The sequence below is a fragment of the Sedimenticola selenatireducens genome (genome assembly GCF_007625115.1).
In the GTDB taxonomy this organism is placed as follows: domain Bacteria; phylum Pseudomonadota; class Gammaproteobacteria; order Chromatiales; family Chromatiaceae; genus Sedimenticola; species Sedimenticola selenatireducens_A.
Genome location: NZ_VMNH01000017.1, coordinates 1 through 21,446, shown reverse-complemented (window position 1 = coordinate 21,446; position 21,446 = coordinate 1). Strand labels below are relative to the sequence as shown.

Sequence of the window (21,446 nt, the reverse complement as noted above, 5' to 3'; positions counted from 1 at the left end):
GTATATTGAGATATTTTATAACCGATTAAGGAGACACTCAGCTATAGGCTATGTCAGCCCAGCTGAATTTGAGCGCTTATGCGCATAACCAGTGTCTACTTTTCGTGGGGAACACCAATCTAAATATTAAAAATAGGAGTAACCATGGCAAAAGACAAACACAACCTTCCTTCGTCCTCTCTGCAGGAGCTGGAAAAAATAATTAAAGGATATTGCCATGCATCTAAGGATGCATCTCTTGATGATCTAGCAAATTTACTTGGGATGCATAAAACTGCTGTCAGCAAGAACAATCCATTTCTTGCTGAACTCGGTGTTGTGCAAGGGGGGCGGAAAAAAACTATAACCGATACTGGTGCAAAATTTGGTCGCGCTATTGAGCACAACCATACTCAGGATATTCAAAAATATTTAAGCGAGTTGGTCAGTGCCAGTGAATTCTTTGCAGGCTTAATTACAACAGTAAGAATAAAAGGAGGCATGTCACAGGAGGAATTAACGAAACACATTCTTTATGTTTCTGGTCAAAAAACCACAAAAGAAAACAAGACTGGTGCAAACACGATAATTGATCTGTTCGAAAAAGGCGGGCTTTTATTGGATAAAGATGGAAAGTTAGTTATATCGACAACAAGCGCCTCTCAAACAGCGAAAATTGAAGATGAGGAAAAACAGCCACCACTTCAACAAGCATCAGAAGCTATTCAAGCACAACAAACACCACCACCATCCGTTTCGCCACCAGCTATACAATCACCCGTAATAACTAAGAACTTAACACCTACTGTTAATATTAATATTCAATTGGAGATCCCGGAATCGGACAATCCGGAAGTATATGAAAATCTATTTAAAGCGTTAAGAAAGCATATTCTTGATCACGATGAATAGTAGTGAACATATTAGGCAGTGGGCGGTAAAGGCAAGAAACGCAGAAAAAGAGGCTCACAAAATACTTTCTAAGTACGAATCATCGAAGTCTAGGGTGGTAGTGCTAAAAGATTTGTTGAAAAAATTAGATGCCTTACCTATAGATGTCAAAGACTATTTTTCAGAGGCAATAGAATGTCTTGAACGAGATCTGCGCCGTGCTGCTTCTGTTATGTCATGGGCTGGATTTTTTCAGGTTTTTTCGGAAAAGTTATATGCGGCTCATGAAGTAGACATTAGGTCACTTAGAACGAAATGGAATTTTAAAGATCTAACCGAATTAAAGGAAAATTACGCAGAAGCACAGATTCTAGATGTTGCGAAAGAGGTGAAATTTATAAATAAAGCTTTGTTGCGTGTATTGCAGGGGCATTTGGCAACTAGAAATCAATGCGCTCACCCAACATTATATAAACCTAGCCTAAATTCATGTATAGGCTATGTTGACGAAATGATAAATAAAACTATTCAATATACATGATCTAACAAACCCATCCAGCCGGCGCGAAAAACAGTGAACTAGTACCACTTTAGTGGACAGTCGTTGACTGATCTATTGAAGGGGTATGAGATGGGACAAACCAAGGAGCGGAATTACGATAGATATACACTAGAGTTCAAGCAGCAGGCCGTTAAGTTGGCTAATCACCCTAACGTTATAGCCAAGGATATTGCTGAGTCGCTTGGAATCCACCCGGTCATGCTTTACCGTTGGCGAATGGAGTACAAAAATGGCGAGCTCCGGGGGAAAACCGGGTCAGAGAGCATTAAACGCTAATATTAGGAACAATTGCTCTCTGACCCGTTTTTTGCCGCCAGTGAACTTAAACGTTAGAGTGCCTAAAACAACCGTACAAAAGTGAGATTACCGATGCGAGAAAACATAAGCTTTAAATCACGCGGACTCGAATGTCGGGGATGGTTGTATCTGCCTGACGATATTAAGGCCGGCACAAAATGCCCCACAATTATAATGGCCCACGGTTTTAGCGCAGTTAAGGAACAGGGCTTAGCGGACTTTGCAGAACATTTTGTAAAAGCAGGCTTTGCAGTATTGGTTTTTGATTATCGTTTTTTCGGAGATAGTGAAGGGGAACCGAGATGTCAGATTTTCCCACTGGAGATGGTTGAAGACTACCGAAATGCTATTAGTTGGGTGTCTGAGCATACTCATGTAGATAGAGATCGAATTGGAATTTGGGGTACATCTTATAGCGGCGGTTTAGTTGCTTACGTAGGTGCTATTGATAAGCGGGCAAAAGCTGTAGTTGCACAAGTACCCTCTATTATTGGCCCTGAATCTCGGCGAAACATGAACCCAGAAAAATGGGACAACCTGGGAGATTTCTTATTGCAGGATCGCATCTCAAGATATTCGATCGGAAAGATAAATTATTTAAAGGTGGTAGCTCCAGAAGGTGAGCCTTGCATTCTTCCAGGTAAAGAAAATCATGATGCACTCATGGGAATGGCAGGCGGTGCCCCAAATTGGCGAAATGAGATTACTGTAGAGTCATTGGAAAAGATTAGGGAATTTGATCCTGTAAGTCGCATTCACATGATTGCTCCGAGAGCTTTGCTCGTTATTGCCGCCGAGGAAGATAATCTCATCCCATTAGAAGCAGTTAAAGATTCGTATGAAAAGGCATCGGAGCCTAAAGATCTAACTGTCTATCCAATCTTGCATTTCGATATCTATACGGATCCTTGGCAAACCAAGGCGGCAAATGCTGCAATTGACTGGTTTAAAACGCATCTCATTTAGCATGGCCATAAATATTCATGTACAAAAACCGGGTCAGAGAGGAATGGCACTTACTTAAGCTCAACTGTAGGGTGGGTTAGCGTCTTTTGCGTAACCCACTAAGCGTTGCGCAGCAACACAAGTCGTTTGTTTAAGGCGTGCCTGACGGCACGGCTGGTGGGTTACGGCGCAAACAACGCGCCTAACCCACCCTACATTGGACGCGATTCTGCTTAAGTAAGTGCCATTCGGGTCAGAGAGTAATAAACGCTAATATTAGGAACAATTGCTCTCTGCCCCGGGTTTTTACCATCTTATACGACTGAATAAACGAATCAGAAAGAAACAACACTCATTTACAACACACTTGTTCAGGCGCAAACTACGCCGCGTAATTTGGTCGTGGCAATATTCAAATTGAGGAAATGGGATGCTGATCTGGAAGGGCTGGGGGATTTTGGCTATCATAATTCCTTTGTTATGTTCATTGCTTGTTGGCGAGGCATTGAATTCAATGTATGGCGATGGATTTTATAAAGCAAGCACCTGGGCTATGCCACTGGTACTGTTCTTGTCATCTGTGCCACTCACTTTTATTGGGTATAAGCTCAATAAAAGGCAAGGAAGGATATTAATAGATCCGGAAAATAACGAAAAAGTAGAGCTCAGGGAAACCCATACCATGTTCTGGATTCCACTCCAGTATTGGGGGGGTGTGATAACCGCCATCGCTATCTGGATGTACATGGCAAATATAGGTTTGATATACCAAAAATAAGCGATGTGATAATCTCGCAGGCGGCCACGCCCTTAGTCCCCAGATTGTTAGACACCCGCGTGGGCACTAAAGACGTGCTTACCCTGCATCGCTGGATAAAAGCATACTTTATGCGGTGAGTTTGTTCAGGTCGTATAGATTGGTAATTTCTTAATCTACTATGGTTTTAGAATTGGTATTGCCAATAATTTTAAAAGCGTTTTTCCCGCTGGTTTTCGCGTTATACATTGCATTGTCGGCTAAGCGTAACAGTTCGTGTGCATTCTCTGCTGATTGTGGAAACAGGCTGATACCAATGCTGGCGCCAACATGACACAGATGGTTGTTGATTTGAATAGGTTTGTTGATGGCCTTAATCAACTTACTAGCAATCAGTGATGCATCTGCAGGCAAAGTCATCTCACGCAGTAGGAGAGTAAACTCATCGCCGCCGACACGTGCCAGAATGTCCTCCTTACGAACACACTCTTGCATGCATGCGCTGATGGTTTTCAGTAGATGATCTCCAGTTTCATGGCCGAAGGTATCGTTGATCAATTTAAAGCCATCCAGATCAAGAAACAGCAGCGCTAACTGTCGACCGTGTCGTTGTGCATGGTTGATTGCAATCTCAAGGTGTTCATTAAACAGGGCCCGATTGGGCAGGCCGGTCAGCATGTCATGAGTAGCCAGATGTGTCAGTTCCTGTTGTGCCTTGACCCGTTCATGAATTTCATGAAGCAGCTTGACATTAGTTCGGGCCAGTTCGTCGGTGCGTTCCTCGACACGTTTTTCCAACTCTTGATTAAACTGCTGCAATTTTTGTTGAGCGGCCTTTTTGTCGGTTATGTCGCGTATTACCACAATATAAACCGGTTCACCTTCCAGCTCGATTTTTGATATATCGATCTCGGCTGGGAAGGTTGAACCGTTGCTGTGAATACACACCTCTTCACGGCTCATGCCAAGGTGGCCTTTTTTCCATGCATCGATATCAAGAACCAGATGATCATTGCTGTCTTCAGTGATGACATTGGGCATGAGTAACTGGATGCTTTTCCCAATCAGGGTATTATCTTCGTAGCCGAAGAGCATATTGCCTGCTTTGTTGCATGAGACAATACGTCCGTGACTGTTCAGTGTGAGAAGGCCATCCATCATGTTTTCACGAACAGTGCGTTCCCTAAGCTCGCTGTGCCTCAGTTCGCTTTCTGATTCTTCTCGACGCATAATTTCGTTGCTAATACGGCGATGAATAAGCGTCGCAATAGCAATGCTAAAAAGTACCCCGAAGGCGCTGAGAAAAATCATAAAGCTATAGGTTTGTTGAATCTCCTGGTTTGTACTCTTCAGGCTCTCAATATTTTGTTGCTGTTTCAGTAGAATAAACTCATCCATCATGGCCATGGCATTACGTTGACCGGGAAGCGTGGTATGGAAAAGCAGTTCTCCTGCTGTTTGGTACTCTTGATCACGAAGTTGCTGGATAATAGCGTTTTGTGAAGAGGCTGTTTTTACCGTCTGTGCATGCTGGCGTTCAAGTAGTTGTCGTTCTGTGGCAGTAGTAGCCTTGCTGAGTAGCTCCTCACGTGCAGTGACATAACGCGATGCTGCAGCACTCATCTCCATTGCATATTCGTCAACAGTAAACGGATCTTTGGTGATTACAGCTGATTGGAGAGTGATGGAGCGTTCGCGTGCAACCTGACGCATCGTATGCATCAGGTTTATTTGTGTGTTGCGGTTCTGAACAATCTCGGTAAGACCAGATGAGAGCTTTTGTATACGATAAAGACCGGTCCCTGTTATTGCTAGCAATACGACAATAACCAGCAGAAAACCATAGACGATGATGCGCCTTGATGTACCTCGAACGGACATATCATCTACCTCTGTAAACTTTATTATTGTTGTATAATTGGTCCAGTTTGCCGTGGCCTCTTTGTGGGCCTTATCATAATATTGGGCAAGTTGCAGTAATATTAGCAGTTTTATGGGTAGAAAGAAGCTCAGACCTTTTTGTTTTTAGGGGAAGGTAGAAAAGAGCATTAAAAAATGGGTTATTTCACACAATATTATCTGAATAGTACTGCCTGCATTGATGCATGGACTTCTTGACGTTCCTAATGAGACGAGAAATGGTAATCCAATGTATTGAGACTATATGTCAAAAGGGATTTCTGCTCACTTTTTCGGCTAAATATTTTTAGCCTCTTCCATCTACTCCCACTTAAAGCTCCGCGCACCGATCGTCATAAATGCTGCACTCATAATGATCAGTACCAGCAGATGATCCGAAACCTGCAAGAGGCTCTCACCATCAATCATGATGGCGCGTGCCGCTTGTATCATATGGGTAAGTGGGAAAATGAGTGCGAGTTGTTGAATGATCTCAGGTGATCCCTCCAGTGAGAACCATACACCAGAAAGCATCATCATCGGCCAGCTAACCAAGTTCAAGATTCCGTTCGCTGTCTCTTCATTGGAGAGGCGTGCTGCGACAATAAGACTGAGGCAGATCATGCTGAAGGTTCCGAGTACCAATACCAATAGTAACGATAGATAAGAGCCGTACATACGGAAGCCGACCAGGAGATCAGTCCCGGCATAGACTAGGCTGGTGACGGCAACGATCAACCAGAGTCGTGAGACTACTTGGGCCGAGAGAAATTCAAAGGCGGTAAGCGGTGTTGCCTTGAGTCGTTTTAGCACACCATTTTTGCGATAGCGCACGATGACATAGCCGACACCAAACAGGGAGCTGAACATGATGTTCATGCCCAGTACGCCCGGTATTAACCAGTCTACATAACGGATAGCATCACCAGTAACTGTCTGTTTATTGAGTGAAGTATCCGCTGGTCTTTTTAATAACTGCTCCAGTACATAGCCATTAGCAGAGCTGTCATTGATCCAGTAACGGCCACTGCTGCTATCCAGTAGCATATCCAATTGATGGCGTTCCACCTTGATGATGGCGCTATCAATCACATCGATCGGTATGAACTGAATGTGTTGTAACTGAAGGAACTGTTCAACGCCAGGTGCCTGCTTTTGCTGCTCATAAACACCAACCTTGAACAAGTCTTGACTGCTGGTGGTAAAAGCGAAGGCAAAGCCAAGCACAATCAGTACCGGTAAAACAATATTCCAGGAGAGGGCGCTTCGATCTCGAAGAAACTCAAGATTTCGCGCAGAAAGAACAGCCATGAACCGTTTGAATCGCATCGGTTTAATTCCTTAGTCCACGGCCAGTCAGTTCAAGAAACAGATCTTCCAGTGTACGAGAGCGAATCTGTAGATGGGTGAGCGGTATGCGTTGGGCCATTAATAGTTCGATGGTGGCATTTACATCCTCACTTAAGATTTCGACTTGGCCATTCATGCGATGCATCTTGAGTCTGTGATCCTGATCCAGTGAAGCGGGGACCTCACTAGCAGGGAGTAGGATGACCGAATTATCAAAATGTTTTTTCAGCAGGGCACGGGGCGATCCCTGTGCAATGATCCGACCATGATCCATGATGGCGATCTCGTCGCACAGTTCGTAGGCCTCTTCCATGTAATGGGTCGTGAGCACCAACGTCTTCTGTTCCTGCTTAATATCGTTTACTAACTGCCAGAAATTACGACGAGCCTGGGGATCTAATCCCGTGGTTGGTTCATCGAGGAAAACAATCTCCGGGTCATTGACCAAAGCAATAGCCAGTAATAGGCGTTGGCGTTGTCCGCCGGAGAGCTTGCGTACATCCCTGTCCAAATATTCACCCAATGCGCAGCGTTCAATCAATTCATTCAGTGGTCGGGTGCGAGAATAGAAGCGACTGAATAACTCCAGTGTTTCTCCTACCTGTATAAATTCTTGTAGTGATGTCTCCTGAAACATGATACCGGCTTCATTACGGAAATCTTCATCGGCCGGTGCCCCTTTGTACTGTATTGAGCCCGAAGTAGAGGGGAGTATCCCTTCCATCATCTCTACCGTGGTTGTTTTTCCTGCGCCATTAGGTCCCAATAGACCGAAGCAAGTGCCACGCTCAATGGCAAAGCTGACCCCATTAACAGCTTGCACAGGGCCAAAGTGTTTGACCAGATTTTCAACTTGCAGAATACAACTCATGGGTTATCCAGTGGGTAAATGTGCAGATTATTGTAATCTATTTGCTGATGATTGAGGATTTATCCCGGAAGGTCGATGGTGAGGCTCTCTTTCAGTTCCTCCATAACCACATAACTCTTGGTGTCCCTGACGCCCGGCAGGCCCTGCATGATCTCGCCCAATAATGCCCGATAGGCGGCCATGTCAGAAATCCTTATTTTTATCAGGTAATCAAAGTCACCTGATACCAGGTGGCACTCTTGAATCTGGGGTATTTTTAGTACGGCATTTCGAAACTGGTCAAAAATGTCGGATGAGTTGTAATCGAGACTGACCTCGACATAGATCAACAGGCTCGCATCCAGAAGTTGCGGATTTAGAATGGCGCGATAACCCTTAATAAAGCCATCCTGTTCAAGGCGCTTTACCCGCTCCAGACAGGGTGAGGTGGAGAGGCCGACCGCCTTCCCCAGATCGACATAGGAGATGCGGCCCTCTGACTGAAGCGTCTGGAGGATTCGCCGGTCTATACGATCCAGTGGCCGTGGATTGGCATTCTTGGTTATAGCCATAATCGCCTCTGTTGAATGGCCTTATTTCAGTAAATATTACTGCATGGAAAGAAATAAAACGAAAAAAAACCGTTAAAAATGGTCTAAATTCTTACATTATGCGGTGATTGTTTTGCCGGCACCTCATACTAATAACACAACATGGAGTGATACTTATGCTGATCGGTGTGCCCAAAGAGATAAAGAACCATGAATATCGGGTAGGCCTGACGCCGGCCAGTGCCAATGAGTTGATTCATCACGGACATCAGGTGATGGTGCAGACCCAGGCGGGTATGGGCATTGGTATGGATGATGCCGCTTATCAGGCTGTCGGTGCCGAGATTGTCGCTACCGCAGAGGCGATTTTTGAGCGTGCAGAGATGATCATCAAGGTGAAGGAGCCACAGCCGAACGAGTGCCGTATGTTGCGTGAGGGGCAACTGCTGTTCACTTACCTGCATTTGGCCCCGGACCCTACCCAGACTGAAATGTTAGTGGCTTCTGGCGTAACCGCCATTGCCTATGAAACCGTGACTGACAAACGAGGCGGCTTGCCATTGTTGGTTCCGATGTCAGAAGTAGCAGGACGCATGTCGATTCAAGCGGGTGCCATGTGTCTGGAGAAATCCCACGGTGGTGCGGGTCTGTTGCTAGGTGGTGTGCCAGGCGTGGCCCCAGCGAATGTAGTGGTGATCGGTGGTGGAGTTGTGGGTACCAATGCGATTCGCATGGCCATGGGCCTGGAGGCGCATGTGACGGTGCTTGATCGTTCTATTGAACGACTGGCTGATCTTGATCTGCAATTCGGTGGCCGACTCAATACCATTTATTCCACCAAGGAGGCACTGGAAGAGTATGTGCTGAATGCGGATCTGGTGGTGGGGGCTGTACTGGTACCGGGTGCGGCGGCACCGAAACTGGTGACGCGGGAAATGCTTGGACGTATGAAGCCGGGTTCAGTATTGGTGGATGTGGCGATTGATCAGGGCGGCTGTTTCGAGACCTCCCATGCGACCACCCATGCTGATCCTACCTATATCGTCGATAACATTGTTCATTACTGTGTAGCTAACATGCCCGGTGCCGTGGCCCGCACCTCAACATTTGCATTGAACAATGCCACGCTACCCTTTGCATTGGCCCTGGCGAATAAAGGCTATCCCAAAGCCCTGTCTGATGATCCTGGCTTGTTAGCAGGATTGAATGTGCACAAAGGGCGTGTGACCTATGAAGCCGTAGCTCATGATCTAGGTTATGACTACCTGCCAGCAATCGAGGCATTGTCTATCTGACCAGGATGGAAGAGTTTCGGTAAACGAACGGGGTTGGTGCGGTGGTACTGACCCCGTTTTTTATTTAGCGGTTCTGATGGTCCCTTTCTCTTTAGATTTCACCTGATACATGGCACGGTCAGCCTTAATAATCAAACTATCGGGATTGTGTTTACTGCTGTCAAAAATAGGCGCTGATTGAAACTTGCTGCTCTTGATAAAAGCAGGGCAAATCCATATTTGTGCGACAGTTTTATTTAAGTCTGTTTATTTATATCGACTATATCCACAAAGATCTATAGATCTTGGGAGATTTCCTACTAAAATCACGTTTAGTAGCTTAATCTGGACATCTAAAAAAATCTATATACTATAGAGGGTTAAGGAATATTCGCGCGCTACGCTGGGTGATCGAAAAGGAGTTGTCGGTATGTATATGCATACATCTGACCAGGAACAGATGGAGTTGGGATTCTATGGCTGCAGCTGTAACTGGGGTACACATATTTGCGGCCTTTATCATACAGAAGAGGAGCGTGACGAGATCATCTATGGCTTCTTGCATCAAGGAAAAATGGATGGCGATCGCCGACTGTATGTTCCCAATGAGCGTAGTCAGGATGATTTTTTAGCCGGGTATCGAACTCGATTTGGCGAGGCCGAAACATCCGAAATAGAAAATGATGATCTCTTTTTAATGGCCGATGCGAAGTCGCTTTATTATCCCGAAGGCCATTTTTCACCCCAGGCCATGGATAACAGTCTCAATGCGTTTTACCAGCAGAGTCAGGCCGAAGGACGACGTAATATCCGTGCCACAGCAGAGATGACATGGGCTCTCGATGCCGTTCCAGGCGTGGAGCAACTGATGGTCTATGAGTCACGCCTCAATTACTTTATACCTGGCAAACCCTGGATTTCGATCTGTCTGTACAATCTGAATAAGTTTGATGGCCTCTCCATCATGAATGTCTTGCGCACCCATCCTTTTGCCATCTCTCACGGCATTATTACGGAAAATCCCTATTATCAGGAACCGCAGGAGTGGCTGCGAATAAACGCACCGCACTTCCTCTAGCATGTCTGAGAAGAACTGTGCCCACGACCTGCTGCTGTTATTGACGCATCTCTCCAGTTTGCCCGATGCGGACCAGATGGCCCGATTATTTATTGAAGGAGTCAATAGTTTAGATCTGGGTGTAACCCTGGAAGCTCTCCCTGCGCTTGGACCTTTTTCGGATAAGTGTATTGAGGTGCGAACGGCACACAAGCGCTACAGTCAGTTTGCCGTCATCAGTGGTGATCTGAAGGATCTTGATAAGACGCAACATGCGGCACTTAATAATGGATTGCAGTTGTTAGCACTTTTGTTGGAGGCAACTGCCAATCGTGATCTTCTTGAAAAAAAATCGGCTGAAAACCTGGAAGAGAGTGAGGGTCGGTATGAGGCGCTGTTCAATAATATGAGCGATGGCGTCGCTGTGTATGACGTTGTTGGTAATGGTGAAGATTTTATATTTAAAAGCTTTAACTGGGCAGCAGAACAGATCGGTAAAATAAACCGCAAAGACGTGATAGGGCGGTCGGTTAAAGAGATTTTTCCCGGCATAGCGTCAATGGGACTTGTTGAAGTTCTCCAGAGGGTTTCACGTACAGGCGAACCAGAAAGCTTTCCTTACAGCCATTATCAGGATGACGGTTTGGATTTGTGGGTGGAAAACTATGTCTACCAATTGCCCACAGGTGAGGTGGTTGCTGTATTTGATGATATTACTCCGCGTAAGAAGACGGAGCAGGCACTGAGTGATAATAGAGCATTGTTACGCTCGGTTATAGATGCGGCGCCTATGTGGATCGCAGCCTGTGACACTGAATACCGTTATCTCGTAGCGAATCAGTTTTATGAAAAAACCTTTGGTATTCCACCGAGCGAAATAGAAGGGAAACTGATTCAGGAGGTGTTGTCAGCGGATCTTTCTAAGCGTCATCTAGCACTTGTTGACCAAGCTTTACAAGGAGAAAACGTCGGTTTTGAGGATTCCCTGCCGGCCATGGGTGGGCATCCTGCGCGGCATATCTCGGGCAGTTATACCCCTATCCGTGATGTTAACGGAAAAATTGTAGGTGTTGTGGCAGCAGTAAATGATGTGACTGAGCAAGTAGAAACACGGAGTGATCTGGACAAGGCGCACAGTGAACTCAAGCAGCAATTGAAAAAACTGAGTCTGGCCGGGACAGTATTTGATAGTACGGCAGAGGGTATTCTGATTGCTGATGAAAACGCGAATATCCTGGATGTTAATCGAGCCTTTACAGATATTTTGGGCTACAGCCGGGAGGAAGTAGTTGGTAAAACGCCGACGTTATGGAAATCAGGTCGGCATGATAAGGCGTTCTATCAATCCATGTGGTCCTCGCTGGGGCAGGCGGGTATCTGGTCTGGTGAGATCTGGAATCGGCGTAAGGATGGGACAATCTTTCCAGAATGGTTGACCATCAATACAGTGAAAGATAAGGCGGGAAAACTGATTAATTATGTTGCGGTCTTTGCCGACATCACACATATCAAACAGTCTGAAAAACAACTCGACTTTCTTGCGCATCATGACCCGCTGACAGAGCTTCCCAATCGATTGTTGTTCAATGCCCGACTGCAACATGCAATCAATCACGCAGCCCGAAATAATGAACAGCTTGCTTTATTGTTCATTGATCTGGATCGATTTAAGAATATCAACGACAGCCACGGACATTCGGTGGGGGATGCCTTGCTAAGAGCGGCTGGAAGTCGACTTCTGCATTCGGTACGTTCAGATGATACGGTGGCGCGTATTGGAGGCGACGAATTTACTATCTTGGTTGAGGATATTGATGAGACCAATACGGTGATCCGTATCGCTGAAAAGATCTTGCGATCATTTGAGGCTGAGTTTGAGTTTAGTGAGCATCAGCTCTATATCACCCCCAGTATAGGGATCAGTATCTATCCACAAGATGGTACTACCCCTGAAGAGTTGATGCGCAATGCCGATGCCGCCATGTATAGCGCCAAAGATGCGGGGCGTTGTGGCTATGCCTTCTATAGGGAGGAGCTCACATCGGTCGCTTTTGAACGCGTGCTATTGGAGAGTAGTATGCGGCACGGCCTGGATCGGCAAGAATTCGTGCTCAACTACCAACCGCAAATTGATATGCGGACGGGTAAGATTCATGGGGTAGAGGTATTGGTTCGATGGGAGCATCCGGATATGGGGCTGCTCGGTCCAATGAAGTTTATCCCTGCCGCGGAAGAGTTGGGTTTGATCATACCTTTGGGTGAATGGATATTGCGGACTGCACTCTCCCGCGCAAAAGCCTGGTGTGAACAAGGTCATCACTGTGGCGTAATTTCAGTGAATGCGTCGGCGGTCGAACTACAGCAACGGAATTATGCCGATCGGGTGATTGCTGTGTTGGATGAGATTGGCTTTGATCCGAAGTTTTTTGAACTTGAGGTAACAGAGGGACTTTTTCTGGGTGAGTTTGAACTCGCCGCAAAATCACTTCGAAGATTGCAAGACTATGGCGTAGCGATTGCAATCGATGACTTTGGGACCGGTTACTCGTCATTAAGCTATCTGAAGCGGTTGCCCATTGATCGGCTTAAAATTGATCGCAGTTTTGTACAGGATATTCCCGGCGACGAGAATGACGTGGCAATTACGCGTGCCGTGATTAGTATGGCGGCAAGTTTGCAGTTGAAAGTGACCGCTGAGGGCGTAGAGACGGAGGTGCAGCGCGATTTCTTGCTTGGGGAGGGCTGCGATATTGCCCAGGGCTATCTGTTTGCTCGTCCGATGCCGGAACAGGAGTTCCTCTTTTGGCTGGAAAATCACACCCCTCTGGCTGACAACTCATAAGAAACTGTGTTTGGATTATGGTACTTTATTATCAAAGAACTAAAGTCATATCGCTGTTTCCTAACCAATTATCCGCCTACCTCTTTCTCATCAAAACAGACCCGTAACCTGCTGTAGAGTCGCATTTATTACGGTTCAAACATTAAAGTTTCTCAGTTAAAGGTCGCATTATAGGCAAGTACTATATAAAGGATTATTTCTTGAACCAGAATCGCCGCAGGTATAAACGGTTTCTGATCAGCCACCCGGCAAAGCTGGTGGTTAATGGGGCAGAGCAGGCCGATTGCCATATCGGTAACTATTCCGAGGGCGGTCTTTACCTGGCGATTGATAATGCGGCGCTGAAGCGTCTAAAAAATGGGCAGGAACAGGCTGATTCATCCACTCTTCACGCCGAAGTACAACTGCTGGAACAACCGGCTCAATCGATCACATACAGGGTGCCGGTTCGTTTTGCATTTGAATCATCTGAGGGTGTAGGGGTGGCATTCATGTCACCGGATGCCGCTGTTCAGTCTTACTTGGCTAATTTCGCTTCGACCGAGCGAAAAAACAGGGTGCGGGCGAGCCTCAGAAAAGAGAACAATCAACAGCCGCTGACTGAGTTGGCCGAAACGCTGAATGAGTACCTCGGTGATAGAATAACCAGTTATTTTAATCAACTGGATGAAGCGCTCATTGTCCAGGAAGAACAGGCCTCTCATCAGCATCAACCCGATATTCGCCACGCCAGAAGGATGCTTCAGGAGGAAGAGGAGGGCGTTAAGCAGCGCTTTTTTAAGCAAGTAGCACGTAGCTGGGATCAATTGCAGGATATTTCACCGGCGGGTGATAATTCTGACTTTAAGAATCAGAGCCTGGAGTTGGTGGATGAAGATGAGTTTGATGAGTGGGCGGCTGTTGTGGGTGTCTCTCGCCGGATGGAGGGACGCTTAGCGAGCACACTGCATAAGCTCTCAGAGTCTATTGCCTATTTGGCTAAAACCCCTGTCAGTAATGACAACAATCCCCTGTCGCCATATCGTCTGCTGTGGTCATTCAAAAAGAGCTTGGACCCACTCAGTATCTGTGTTGATGCACGACGTGCGGCCTATACGGTTTTTGCCGAACAGATATTGGCAGGGATTGATCAGCCTTACCACCAGATCTTTCATACATTGGAGCAGCAAGGCCATACGGTGGGCATGAAACAGCGCCGTGCTATTCCTCAACAGCCCAAGCAAGCTGCCGTGAATAAGGGCATGGATGTACCTCCACAAAGACATCAGCCCAAAACACTGATTGAGACGCTTTCCTCTTTCCTCGGTGATCGGAAACAACCTGCGCAGATGGATGAGTCAGCGATTGAGATTTCCAGCAACGCTGCAATTACCCATGCCCTGGAAGACATGGTTCAGGGTGATCAACGTAAACTTTCTGATCGTATCGAGCAAACGTTAGGTGGGCATGCGGGGTATGCTGGAAACGTCACGCTCTCTCCTGCGAGTCGGCAAATTATTGAGGCGACAGAACATCTGTTGCAGATTACGCAAAAGGATCCGCGTCATAATCCAACAACGCGTAAGATCCTTCGTCAGGTTCAATTGCCTCTCGCCAAGGCGGCTATTGAAGATCCCGCCGTATTAAATGATCCGCAACACAGTTCACGCGAACTGTTGGATAATCTTGATCAGTTGGCGCTGTTTATGTCCGCCAATGACGGATCAATGATCGCGCAAAAAGAGAATGAGAAGTTGGAGTCGGTTCTTGGGTCGCTGGAAGCCGCGGGTGGAAAGGCCGACCTGAATGAGGTGGCACGTGATATATCGGGTCTCTTGGATGAGTGTAAAAGCACCTTTAATACCAACCTGAATCTGGTGTTGACAGGCTGTGATGCTGAGCAGCAGAGAAGTACCGCAAGTCAACAGGTCAGGGCGTTTCTTGAACAAGAGCTGAAGGGCTCTATCTCTACATTGATTGACCAGCTATTGCGTCTGGGCTGGGTGGGCTTGTTGGTGCAATCGATCCGTCTCGGAGAAGCAGAAACAAAATATCTGAAGCATTATCAGCAGGTGCTGGTGTTATTGAATAATGCGTTTCAAGTACGTCCTAAGCAGGCCTATCTCACGCCTGATAAGTGGAAAAAGATAGGCAAGGTTTTACGTAGTGGCTTTGATACCTATCCGATCTTTAAAAATAAGGGTATAGAGCTGATAGATAAGATTGGTAAAAGCCTTGAAAAGGGCAGTGCCACTTTTACCGAATACAATCAAAATCGTGTCGATATAACCCCCAGCTATTTTGATCAGCTACTGCCGATAGTCACTGCAAAACAGTTCGTTCATGATGATAGTAAAAATGTTGAACCTCAGTATATTCGCCAGCTGAATAAAATTCAGAAGGATGATTGGATAACTGAGCAGCAACCCAATGGCCGTGCCAGAATGCTTAGTCTGGCATGGTGTGATGATACAAAAACCCGCTATGTTTTTGTCGATGGCAGTGGTGTAAAGGCGCTGGATTACAAGCGATCAGAACTTCTTAACCGTATCCAGAATAATCAAATCTCTATCATTGAAGATCATGGTCTGCCGATGGTGGAGCGTGCTGTTGAGCGCGCACTTAAAGAAGGTTTTGGACGTCTTAGGGATGAGAGTGATCAGGATAGTGTGACGGGTCTGAAAAATCGCCGTGCCTTCCATCGCGATCTCAATAATATACTGAATAGCAGTAGTGAGTCAGGACATCATCATATTTTGCTCTGCATGGATGTCGATAAGTTTACCTTGATAAATGATCTCTGTGGTATGGAGGGTGGCGATCATTTTCTGGCACGAATCGGCGGTATCTGCAGTAGTTTAATCAGTCATCCAGGAGCCGTATCTCGCACCGGTGATAACGAGTTCAGCATCCTGCTGGAGCAGTGCTCCCTGGAGCGCGGCTATGCCATTGCCGAGAGTCTGCGTATGGCAATTGAGAATTTCCGGTTTGAATGGGCCGAGCATCAGATTTCGGTGACGGTCAGTATTGGCCTAACCGAGCTGTTCAGTGGAAGTGGTCATGCCGACGCAGTGAACCATGCCGCCCACTCAGCCTGTGCAGAAGCTAAGAAAGAGGGGCGGAATCGCTGTTGTTGTTATCAGCATGAGGGCGAGGTGTACGCCCAGAAAATGCGCTTGGCGCAGTCTGTGCCCCTAATAGAAAAGGCATTGGAGCAGAATCGACTCGAGTTACATGGTCAATTGATACGGCCTATATTCCAAGGGCAGGGCCTGTCCACTCATCACGAAATACTCCTGCGGCGTTTGGATGATGAAAATATGCCAGGCGCGCCTTACGAGTTTATCTTGGCGGCTGAACAGTATGAGCGGATGCGCGCGGTTGATCGTTGGGTTGTAAAACGTTTTTTTAACTGGGCAAGAAGCACATTGCAGGGTAAGTCATTATCTGATCTGGGTGCATTTAGTATTAATCTCTCAGGACAATCAATGTCTGATGAAACCCTAATACCTTTTCTGAAGGAGTTAATTGTTAACTCGCCGATCCCGCCAGAGATGCTCGCGTTTGAAATTACTGAGACGGCCATGGTCAGTCAACTTGATCAGGCAAGAAAACTCATGGAAGAGATAAAGGCGTTAGGCTGCCAATTTTATCTGGATGATTTTGGTTCAGGATATGCCTCCTACTCTTATCTTAAAGAATTCCCAGTAGATGTGGTGAAGATAGACGGGATTTTTGTTAAGGATGTTGATACGGATAGAGTGAGTCGCGCTATGGTGAAATCGATTACCGAAGTCGCACATCACATGAATAAACGCGTGATTGCAGAATATGTTGAGAGTGAATCAATACTGAATGTTCTTGCTGAGCTAGAGGTGGATTATGCTCAGGGTTACAGTATCGGGTATCCCACCGCACTGAATAAATTGTTCCCTATTTAACCAGCAAGTACCGGAGGCCCCTCAGTAAGTCTCCGAGTGTCCCTTATCGATCAGACGATTTTCCTAGCATATGATCAAACGATGCGATGCCTCCACCCTGCTTTATCAGGTAAAGCATGGCGATAGCCCACCACATATGAACATTCCATGCGTCAGGATAGACAAAGAGTTGAATCACCAGTGTCATGAGCAGTAACGACAGAGCAGCAAAACGGGTAAACAATCCAAGTACTAAGAGAATTGGAAAGAAGTGCTCTGCATAGGTTGCCATGTAAGCGGCGATGTCGGGCGGTATAACCGGGACGGCGTACTCCTCCTTGAACAGATACAGCGTGGTATCGGTTACATTCAAAATACCCTCAACCTTGGTTCTACCCGACGACCAGAAGGTATAGGCGATCGTCAATCGAGCAAACAAACCGAGCAGTGATGCCGGAATCAAACAAGCGATGGCATCAAATAAGGATTCATATCGTGCTATTAATGGGTTCATAAGAAGTGTACCTCTTGGTTTCTTGTTGTAATTGCAGCGCTTTCGCTTATGAATTAATTTGGAAAAAGGTGCCATCCAAAAGGTGTTGAGTGAGAAAGACTCCGAGATCAAAGGTGCTATCCTGTTCAATTGCAACCTCATAGGCAGCTTCAATAATGGCCCCTGATTGCAACTGTTTGAGAAAGTGGAATGCACCTTGGGAAACAGTGCTTACCTCAACATCAATCTCAGGCCGCAGAACGATCACGTAGGATTCGCCCTGATCCAGTGAAATCAGTTCATCGGTCTCACAAGATTGATTCGCCTGCCAGATGGAGTAAATAGGATAGTCTGAGCCTATGCAGTGCAGAGTGGGATGTGGCAGTAACTGACATTGACCAAAAGCATCGGCCGTGATGCTGCTTACCTGATCTTCCGTCAATACAGGGTGTTCTTGTGCGTGATAGGCCTCTGTCCATGCAAACTCAATGCGTGCTACATCCGCCAGATAGGGTAATTCTACAAGTTCTGGAATGGATGCAAGAAATGCCGGGAACTGATCGCCATAGAGGAGCAGGGTGCGCGCCTGTGGTGGATGGCTGCGAACATAGGCAGTGGCCAATACGCGGAAGGCCTCATCGCCAACTAACCGCTTTATCACCGGATACATATCGGCGAGTGCATCGCCATTTAGTACGATAAAATTATTCCGATAAACATTAAAGCGCTGCAGGTTAAGACCATCATCTACTATGGCGTCCAAGAGTGCGTCTGTAGGCATCTCTGGAGAGCGTAGGGCATCGCAGAATGCCTGCTGAAGCTCAGCAAGTTGAGACACGGTTTACCTCCTTGCTTTGGCGGAGGTAATACTCAGCATATTGGACTTCATTGTAGAGCGTAGCAAAATCGGGAATGTTGCTGTCTCTCTCGATCAATGTCGGTACAGTGCCTATCCGATCGATACAGTTGCGATAAAGCTCCCAAACGGCGGTGCAGACCGGAGATCCGTGGTCATCGATTAGCAACACCTGCTCATTACCCAGTGCCTGTACGGCGTGGCCTGCAAGATGGATCTCGCCAACCAGCTCAGCAGGGATGGGTGCCAGATACTCTTCGATATCCCACTGGTGATTACTGCAGGAGACATAGACATTGTTGACATCAAGTAGCAGGCCCGCGCCACTGCGTTTTGCGGCTTCAACCAAAAAGTGCTGCTCGGGTATATCGCTCTGTTTGAACTGAAGATAGGACGAGGGATTTTCAATGAGTATCTGTCGTTGCAAGCGATCCTGGACTTGTTGGATATGATCAACGACAAGGTCCAATGATGCCTGGGTATAGACCAGGGGTATCAAATCATGGGTAAACCACTCATAGCCATGACTCCAGGAGAGGTGTTCAGAAATCAGTCCGGGTTGAAAGCGATCGACCAGATACTTCAAGTCATCGAGGTGTTTTGTATCCAGTGGTTGATGACTTCCGAGTGAAGTTCCGACACTGTGCATTGAGATTGGATAATCTGACCTGATGCGTTCCAGGTAGCGCAGTGGAGCACCACCTCTACCCATGTAGTTCTCTGGATGGATTTCAAACCAGCCAATATCCGGCTGGTTATCAATGATGTCTTGATAATGTACCGCCTTAAGCCCGGCCCCGGCCCGTGAAGGGACCAGGGCTGAGGCCGAACGCAGCGATGGAATCGCGTCATTCATTGCTTATTGAATCCCTTAGCCTTTATCTGCCAAGCTGCCACCCACGATCTTTTCGCAGCTGCCCTTCAGTACGAGCATCCAGGCATTCCCTTGGCCATCGACGGTTGATGAACCGGCGCAGCTGGTTCCTGGGCCGGCCTTGCAATCATTTTTTCCGGCTTTGGCTACACCGTAGCACTTCTCTTTATCACCCTCGGCGTGTACACCGGTCATGGGCGCCATAGCCAGAGCGGTTGTAATGGCCGATGCGATTAGGACACTGGTTGTTTTCTTCATAGGAACTCCTCCAAAAATTTGATTCAGTCGTTTTTAAAAAATAGATTCGCCAATAGGCACTACATAAGACCTGATCTCATTAGGATTTATTTCACTAACGGTTGTTTGTTATCAAATTGTGATATTTTGGGTAGGGTATACAGTTCTATCTGCTGCACAGAGGAATAGATCGTCTATTAATTCTAAGGTAGTGCTGCGCCCTTTGCGGATCCCAAAGGATTAATCTTGCGCAGTAGAAATGGCCATTCTGCAAGTGATTTAGAAAGAGGAGTACAGGTGATGCATACCCGGATGATTGGGCCCTTTAAGGTCTCTGCTATTGGTTTAGGCTGTATGAGTATGTCGTGGGGCTATGGTACGCCTGATGAGGCTATTTCAGAGCGTCTGTTGCAGGAGGCACTGGATGTTGGATACAACTTCCTGGATACCGCAGCCATGTACGGCATGGGGCACAATGAGAGTCTGATTGGTCGTGCAATAGGGCATCGACGCGATGAATACATGCTTGCCAGCAAGTGTGGCATATACAGGCGTGATGATGGCACGCTGGGTGTTGATGGTCGACCTGAGACAATCAAACAGACCTGTGAACTCAGTCTGCAGCGACTGAATGCAGACGTCATTGATCTCTATTATCTGCATCGACTCGATCCAAATGTACCGATTGAGGAGAGTGTCGGGGCGCTGGCCGATCTGGTGGCAGAGGGAAAGATCCGTACTATCGGATTGTCTGAGGTTTCAAGTGAAACGCTGCGGCGTGCCCATGCAATACATCCTGTTACCGCGGTGCAATCTGAGTATTCGCTATGGGCCAGAACACCGGAGCGCAAGATGTTGGCGGCTTGTCGAGAACTGGGTGTGAGCTTTGTGCCCTTTTCACCGCTAGGGCGTGGTTTTCTGACGGGTTGCGCCAAGGATGTCACACAGTTGGAAGAGGGCGATATTCGGACCAATGTGGCCCGTCCACGCTTCGAGTCTGAGGCGTTCGAGACCAATCAGCGCTTATTGATACCCTTTGCTGAAATGGCTAAACAGCAGGGATGTAGCATGGCCCAGCTTGCACTGGCCTGGTTATTGGCCAAAGAGGACAATACTTTGGTGCCGATTCCCGGCACCAAGCATATTGAATATATGCGTGAGAATTTGGCGGCAGTTGATATTCAGTTGGACAGTTCCATTGTGGAGTCATTGGATAGTCTGATCAGTGATGACACGGTTGTCGGTGATCGCTATATGGCGGGGCTTATGACCAGTATTGATTCTGAGAAAGACTGACTATTTGAAGATGAGTCACTGGAGATTGAGCTATCATCTTCACCCTCTTTTTTTGCATTACTTATTTTATACAGGGAAGCGATACAGTGGATATCAATAACATCCCCTTTGGAACAACGGATTGGTCAAAGATCACCCCAACAGAGCACAAGGGAGAGAGCGGCACCGCCTATTGGCGAACTTGTCAGTTTGGTACTTTGCGCGTTCGCATGGTTGAGTATTCACCGGGTTATCTCGCCGATCACTGGTGTTCCAAGGGCCATATCCTGCTGTGTCTTGAAGGTGAGTTACACACAGAACTACAAGATGGTCGGCGCTTTGTTTTAAAACAAGGGATGAGCTATCAGGTCGCAGACAACGCAGAACCACATCGCTCTTACACTAAAGAGGGTGCGAAACTTTTTGTTGTGGATTAATGTGTAGTAGTCGCGACTTGATCTGACAGTTACCAGCTTTCTGGAAGTCCGTATTGTCAGGTCAAGTTCAGTTGACTAACTTCTCCTGCCAAATTTGTTTCCCATCTTGCAAGGTTTCCAG

Annotated in this window: 20 protein-coding genes; 12 read left to right on the top strand and 8 right to left on the bottom strand. The window is 46.8% G+C overall.

Annotation, left to right across the window (positions count from 1 at the left end; all coding sequences use genetic code 11):
- Nucleotides 1–4 precede the first annotated feature (4 nt).
- The 6 genes from FHP88_RS19560 to FHP88_RS13330 all read left to right on the top strand — a co-directional run bounded on the left by FHP88_RS19560 (nt 5) and on the right by FHP88_RS13330 (nt 3,452).
- Entirely contained in the window at nt 5–88 is an 84-nt protein-coding gene (locus tag FHP88_RS19560; RefSeq protein ID WP_420493004.1) for a hypothetical protein, read from the top strand.
- A 56-nt stretch (nt 89–144) separates the two neighbouring features.
- Nucleotides 145–891, top strand: a complete 747-nt coding sequence (locus FHP88_RS13350; protein ID WP_144359589.1) for a hypothetical protein — start codon at nt 145–147, stop codon at nt 889–891.
- On the top strand, nt 884–1,411 hold the full coding sequence (locus FHP88_RS13345; RefSeq protein WP_144359588.1) for a hypothetical protein: 528 nt from the start codon (nt 884–886) through the stop codon (nt 1,409–1,411). Before FHP88_RS13350 ends, FHP88_RS13345 begins: the two co-directional genes overlap by 8 nt.
- Before the next feature lie 90 nt (nt 1,412–1,501).
- Complete coding sequence (locus FHP88_RS13340; protein ID WP_144359587.1) at nt 1,502–1,708, top strand: transposase; 207 nt, start codon at nt 1,502–1,504, stop codon at nt 1,706–1,708.
- A 93-nt stretch (nt 1,709–1,801) separates the two neighbouring features.
- A complete protein-coding gene (locus FHP88_RS13335) occupies nt 1,802–2,695 on the top strand; it encodes an alpha/beta hydrolase (RefSeq protein WP_144359586.1) in 894 nt (297 codons plus the stop codon).
- Between the two features lie 409 nt (nt 2,696–3,104).
- On the top strand, nt 3,105–3,452 hold the full coding sequence (locus tag FHP88_RS13330) for a hypothetical protein (protein WP_144359585.1): 348 nt from the start codon (nt 3,105–3,107) through the stop codon (nt 3,450–3,452).
- 150 nt (nt 3,453–3,602) lie between these two features.
- Here FHP88_RS13330 and FHP88_RS13325 read toward each other — a convergent pair whose 3' ends face one another.
- From FHP88_RS13325 to lrp, 4 genes are all read right to left on the bottom strand, one after another.
- On the bottom strand, nt 3,603–5,312 hold the full coding sequence (locus FHP88_RS13325) for a diguanylate cyclase domain-containing protein (protein WP_144359584.1): 1,710 nt from the start codon (nt 5,310–5,312) through the stop codon (nt 3,603–3,605).
- Between the two features lie 339 nt (nt 5,313–5,651).
- A complete protein-coding gene (locus FHP88_RS13320) occupies nt 5,652–6,659 on the bottom strand; it encodes an ABC transporter permease (protein WP_144359583.1) in 1,008 nt (335 codons plus the stop codon).
- A 4-nt stretch (nt 6,660–6,663) separates the two neighbouring features.
- Nucleotides 6,664–7,551: an ABC transporter ATP-binding protein gene (locus tag FHP88_RS13315; RefSeq protein WP_144359582.1), complete on the bottom strand. Its 888-nt coding sequence runs from the start codon at nt 7,549–7,551 to the stop codon at nt 6,664–6,666.
- Nucleotides 7,552–7,610: 59 nt separating this feature from the next.
- Nucleotides 7,611–8,102 carry a leucine-responsive transcriptional regulator Lrp gene (gene lrp, locus FHP88_RS13310; protein WP_144359581.1) on the bottom strand — a complete coding sequence of 164 codons (492 nt, stop codon included), beginning with the start codon at nt 8,100–8,102 and terminating at the stop codon, nt 7,611–7,613.
- A 155-nt stretch (nt 8,103–8,257) separates the two neighbouring features.
- Here lrp and ald point away from each other — a divergent pair, with 155 nt between their 5' ends.
- From ald to FHP88_RS13290, 4 genes are all read left to right on the top strand, one after another.
- Nucleotides 8,258–9,376, top strand: a complete 1,119-nt coding sequence (gene ald, locus FHP88_RS13305; protein ID WP_144359580.1) for an alanine dehydrogenase — start codon at nt 8,258–8,260, stop codon at nt 9,374–9,376.
- 409 nt (nt 9,377–9,785) lie between these two features.
- Entirely contained in the window at nt 9,786–10,433 is a 648-nt protein-coding gene (locus tag FHP88_RS13300) for an MEDS domain-containing protein (protein WP_144359579.1), read from the top strand.
- Nucleotide 10,434: 1 nt separating this feature from the next.
- Nucleotides 10,435–13,254, top strand: a complete 2,820-nt coding sequence (locus FHP88_RS13295; protein ID WP_144359578.1) for an EAL and GGDEF domain-containing protein — start codon at nt 10,435–10,437, stop codon at nt 13,252–13,254.
- A 200-nt stretch (nt 13,255–13,454) separates the two neighbouring features.
- The gene (locus FHP88_RS13290; protein WP_144359577.1) at nt 13,455–17,174 is read left to right on the top strand and encodes a DUF1631 family protein; all 3,720 of its coding nucleotides are present in this window, start codon (nt 13,455–13,457) and stop codon (nt 17,172–17,174) included.
- Between the two features lie 43 nt (nt 17,175–17,217).
- Here FHP88_RS13290 and FHP88_RS13285 read toward each other — a convergent pair whose 3' ends face one another.
- The 4 genes from FHP88_RS13285 to FHP88_RS13270 are packed head-to-tail and all read right to left on the bottom strand — an operon-like array spanning nt 17,218 to nt 19,634.
- The gene (locus FHP88_RS13285) at nt 17,218–17,667 is read right to left on the bottom strand and encodes a DoxX family protein (protein WP_144359576.1); all 450 of its coding nucleotides are present in this window, start codon (nt 17,665–17,667) and stop codon (nt 17,218–17,220) included.
- Between the two features lie 46 nt (nt 17,668–17,713).
- Complete coding sequence (locus FHP88_RS13280) at nt 17,714–18,484, bottom strand: DNA-binding domain-containing protein (RefSeq protein WP_144359575.1); 771 nt, start codon at nt 18,482–18,484, stop codon at nt 17,714–17,716.
- A complete protein-coding gene (locus FHP88_RS13275) occupies nt 18,468–19,358 on the bottom strand; it encodes a DUF692 domain-containing protein (protein ID WP_144359574.1) in 891 nt (296 codons plus the stop codon). The genes FHP88_RS13280 and FHP88_RS13275 overlap by 17 nt, the downstream gene beginning before the upstream one ends.
- 15 nt (nt 19,359–19,373) lie before the next feature.
- The gene (locus FHP88_RS13270; protein WP_144359573.1) at nt 19,374–19,634 is read right to left on the bottom strand and encodes a DUF2282 domain-containing protein; all 261 of its coding nucleotides are present in this window, start codon (nt 19,632–19,634) and stop codon (nt 19,374–19,376) included.
- A gap of 279 nt (nt 19,635–19,913) precedes the next feature.
- On the opposite strand from FHP88_RS13270, the gene FHP88_RS13265 reads away from it, so the two are divergent.
- Together FHP88_RS13265 and FHP88_RS13260 are read left to right on the top strand one after the other, a co-directional pair.
- Nucleotides 19,914–20,909 (top strand): aldo/keto reductase, encoded by a 996-nt coding sequence (locus tag FHP88_RS13265; RefSeq protein WP_144359572.1) that lies wholly within the window; start codon nt 19,914–19,916, stop codon nt 20,907–20,909.
- Nucleotides 20,910–20,995: 86 nt separating this feature from the next.
- Complete coding sequence (locus FHP88_RS13260) at nt 20,996–21,325, top strand: DHCW motif cupin fold protein (protein ID WP_144359571.1); 330 nt, start codon at nt 20,996–20,998, stop codon at nt 21,323–21,325.
- Nucleotides 21,326–21,446 lie beyond the last annotated feature (121 nt).